At 59.0% G+C, this 3804-nt stretch carries 3 protein-coding genes; all 3 read left to right on the top strand.

Annotated elements, in window-relative coordinates; genetic code table 11:
* Window positions 1-236: 236 nt before the first annotated feature.
* A complete protein-coding gene (oppB, locus tag Q0349_RS02345; RefSeq protein WP_049227070.1) occupies window positions 237-1157 on the top strand; it encodes an oligopeptide ABC transporter permease OppB in 921 nt (306 codons plus the stop codon).
* A gap of 73 nt (window positions 1158-1230) precedes the next feature.
* Window positions 1231-2139 (top strand): oligopeptide ABC transporter permease OppC, encoded by a 909-nt coding sequence (gene oppC, locus Q0349_RS02350; protein WP_298079254.1) that lies wholly within the window; start codon window positions 1231-1233, stop codon window positions 2137-2139.
* A 22-nt stretch (window positions 2140-2161) separates the two neighbouring features.
* The gene (locus tag Q0349_RS02355; protein WP_298079255.1) at window positions 2162-3766 is read left to right on the top strand and encodes an ABC transporter ATP-binding protein; all 1605 of its coding nucleotides are present in this window, start codon (window positions 2162-2164) and stop codon (window positions 3764-3766) included.
* Window positions 3767-3804: the final 38 nt, after the last annotated feature.

The following is a 3804-nucleotide window of genomic DNA, read 5'->3' on the forward strand; positions in this document are numbered from 1 at the left end:
TTCAGACAACCATAAAAGCCGTAGCGTGGGCTTTGCCCACGAAAAACATCAGCAAAAAGGTCGTCTGAAACCCCAAATCCCGTTTCAGACAACCATAAAAGCAAAAGCCCGCACACCCCAAAACCAAGGGCCTGACTACAAAGAAGAGAAAACCACCCCAAGCGTCCGAACCCTGTTCAGACCGCCTTCCTGTATTCAGGCATATTCCGACCCACCAAGCCCCGAGCAGGTACGATATGCTGAAATTCATCATCCGCCGCATACTTTCCGCCATCCCCACCATGCTGGTCCTGATTACCGTCTCATTCTTCATGATGCGGCTCGCACCCGGCAGCCCCTTCACCGGCGACAAAAACGTACCGCCCGCCGTACTGGCCAACATCGAAGCCAAATACCACCTGAACGACCCGATGTACCTGCAATACTTCAACTATCTCAAACAACTCGCCCACGGCGACCTCGGCCCCTCGTTCAAATACAAAGACTACAACGTCAACGAGCTGCTCGCCCAAGCTCTGCCCGTCTCCGTCGAACTGGGCGTGTACGCCTTCATCGTCTCCACCGTCTTGGGCGTACTCATGGGCACCATCGCCGCACTCAGGCGCAACACATGGGCGGACTACACCATCATGACCGCCGCCATGACCGGCATCGTCGTCCCCAGCTTCGTCAAAGCCCCCATCATGATTTTCATCTTCGCCATCACCCTCAAATGGCTGCCCGCCGGCGGCTGGAATGACGGCTCGTTGACCAGCCTCATCCTGCCCGTCGCCGCCCTCTCCATCGGCTATGTCGCAGGCCTCGCCCGCATCACGCGCGGCGCGATGATAGAAGTGTTGAACAGCCCCTACATCCGCACCGCCCGCGCCAAAGGATTATCAATGAACAGCATCGTCCTGCGCCACGCACTGCGTCCCGCCATGCTGCCCATCCTCTCCTATCTCGTTCCTGCCTTCGTCGGCATCATCACCGGCGCCATCGTCATCGAAAGCGTCTTCGGACTGCCCGGCATCGGACAACTCTTCGTCAACGGCGCGCTCAACCGCGACTACGGCATGATCTTGGGGCTGACCATCCTCGTCGGCGTACTGACCATCGTCTTCAACGCCATACTCGACATCCTCTACGCCCTGATCGACCCCAAAATCCGCTATTAAAAGCAAAAAAAGGTCGTCTGAAAACCGGTTTTGCCGTTTTCAGACGACCCCGAACAAAACAACGGAGAACACCATGCTATTCAACAAGAAAAATTCCCGCGCTATAGCAGACGCAGCCGAACAGGCACAAGTACACGGACGCAGCCTGTGGCAGGACGCATGGCGGCGTTTCAGCAACAACAAAGCCGCCCTGTGTAGCGTCTTCATCCTTGCCGCCATCACCCTCTTCGTTGTCGCCGCCCCCTGGGTCAGCACCTACACCTACGACTACACCGACTGGGACAACATGCAAATCCCGCCTTCCTTCGCCACCCGCCACTACTTCGGCACCGACCTGCTCGGACGCGACCTCCTCACCCGAGCCGCCGCCGGCGGACGCATTTCTCTGCTCATCGGCATTGCAGGCGCGCTCGTCGCCGTCGTCATCGGCACGCTCTACGGCGCGCTCGCAGGCTTTTTCGGCGGCAAACTCGACTCCGTCATGATGCGCCTGCTCGAAATCCTCAACGCCTTCCCCTTCATGTTCTTCGTCATCCTCCTCACCACCTTCTTCGGGCGCAACCTCTTCCTCATCTTCGTCGCCATCGGACTCGTCTCATGGCTGGACGTCGCCCGCATCGTCCGCGGACAAACCCTCAGCCTCAAACACAAAGAATTCGTCGAAGCCGCCCGCATCACAGGCGTATCCCGCCGCCGCATCGTTACCCGCCACATCATCCCCAACGTACTCGGCGTCGTCATGGTTTACGCCTCCCTGCTCGTCCCCGGCATGATCATGTTCGAATCCTTCCTCAGCTTCCTCGGATTGGGCGTACAAGAACCCAAAACCAGTTGGGGTTCCATGCTCCAAGAGGGCGCAGCCTCCATGGAAGCCGCCCCGTGGCAGCTCCTCGTCCCCTGCTTCTTCCTCGTCGCCACCCTCTTCTGCTTCAACTTCATCGGCGACGGCCTGCGCGACGCACTCGACCCCAAAGACCGCTGACACACACAACGAGGACACACCCATGACCACCCCATTACTCACCGTCGAAAACCTCGATATCCGTTTCCAACTCCACGACAAAACCGTCCACGCCGTGCGCAACATCAGCTTCAAAGTCGCCAAAGGCGAAACCCTCGCCCTCGTCGGCGAATCCGGTTCAGGCAAATCCGTTACCGCCATGTCCCTCATGCGCCTTTTGCCCGAAAACAGCACCCTTTACGGACAAGACTCGCGCATCACCTTCGACGGCACATCCATCCTCGACGCAGACGAAAAAACCCTCCGCAGCCTGCGCGGCGGATGCATCAGCTTCATCTTCCAAGAGCCCATGACCTCGCTGAACCCCTTCATGAAAATCGGCACCCAGCTCATGGAAGCCCTGCGCGTCCACAACAAAACCATCACCCGCAAAGCCGCCCGCGAACGCATCCTCGACCTCCTCAACCGCGTCGGCATCCGCGAAGCAGAACGTCGTCTGAAACAATACCCCCACGAATTCTCAGGCGGCCAGCTCCAGCGCATCATGATCGCCATGGCGCTGCTCAACGAGCCCTCCCTGCTCATCGCCGACGAACCCACCACCGCCCTCGACGTCACCATCCAGGCAGAAATCCTCGACCTCCTCCACGACCTCCAAAAACAAATGGGCATGGCGATAATCTTCATCACCCACGACCTCGGACTCGCCGAACACTACTCCGAAACCGTCTGCGTCATGAAAGACGGCGAAATCGTCGAGCGCGGCAAAATCAAACAAGTTTTCGCCAACCCATCCCACCCCTACACCGCCCAACTCATCCACTCCGTCCCCAAAGGCATGAAAGACCCCGTAGAAGGCAACCCGCCCGAGCTCATCCGTGCCGACAACATCAACGTCCACTTCACCCTCAAACACAACTTCTTCGGCAAACCCCTCAAAACCTTCCACGCCGTCAAAAACATCAGCCTCGCCATCCGCCAAGGCGAAACCGTCGGCATCGTCGGCGAATCCGGTTCCGGCAAATCCACACTCGGCAAAGCCATCATGCAAATGCTCCCCTACCAAGGCAGCATACACTTCGACGGCAGCGACCTCGCCGCCCTCAGCCCCGAGCGCGCGCGCCAGCTCAAAGCCGAACGCCAAATCGTCTTCCAAGACCCCTACGGCTCACTCTCCCCCCGCCTCACCGTCGGTGAAATCATAGGCGAAGGCCTCACCGTCCACCGCCCCGAAATGACCAAAGCCCAACGCACCGAACTCGTCCTTAAAGTCCTGGACGAAGTCTCCCTGCCCGCCGACGCCCTCAACCGTTACCCGCACGAATTCTCAGGCGGACAACGCCAACGCATCGCCATCGCCCGCGCCCTCATCCTGCGGCCCAAGTTCATCCTCCTCGACGAACCCACCTCCGCCCTCGACCGCTCCGTCCAAATCAAAGTCGTCGAACTGCTGCGCGGACTCCAAACCAAATACGGACTGACCTACATCTTCATCAGCCACGACCTCTCCGTTGTCCGCGCTGTCAGTGACAACGTCGCCGTCATGCAGCACGGAGAACTCGTCGAATACGGCAGCGCAGACCAAATCTTCCACCAACCGCAGAAAGACTACACCAAACGCCTCATCAACGCCGCCTTCGACCTCTGACCCAAGGTCGTCTGAAACCCAACGTAGAGTGGGCTCCG

It is taken from the genome of uncultured Cardiobacterium sp., from assembly GCF_938028185.1.
Classification (GTDB): domain Bacteria; phylum Pseudomonadota; class Gammaproteobacteria; order Cardiobacteriales; family Cardiobacteriaceae; genus Cardiobacterium.

Excerpts from the sequence above, each read along its gene's own strand:
- Q0349_RS02355 (WP_298079255.1), top strand. The coding sequence starts at position 2,162 with ATGACCACCCCATTACTCACCGTCGAAAACCTCGATATCCGTTTCCAA.
- oppC (WP_298079254.1), top strand. The coding sequence starts at position 1,231 with ATGCTATTCAACAAGAAAAATTCCCGCGCTATAGCAGACGCAGCCGAA.
- oppB (WP_049227070.1), top strand. The coding sequence starts at position 237 with ATGCTGAAATTCATCATCCGCCGCATACTTTCCGCCATCCCCACCATG.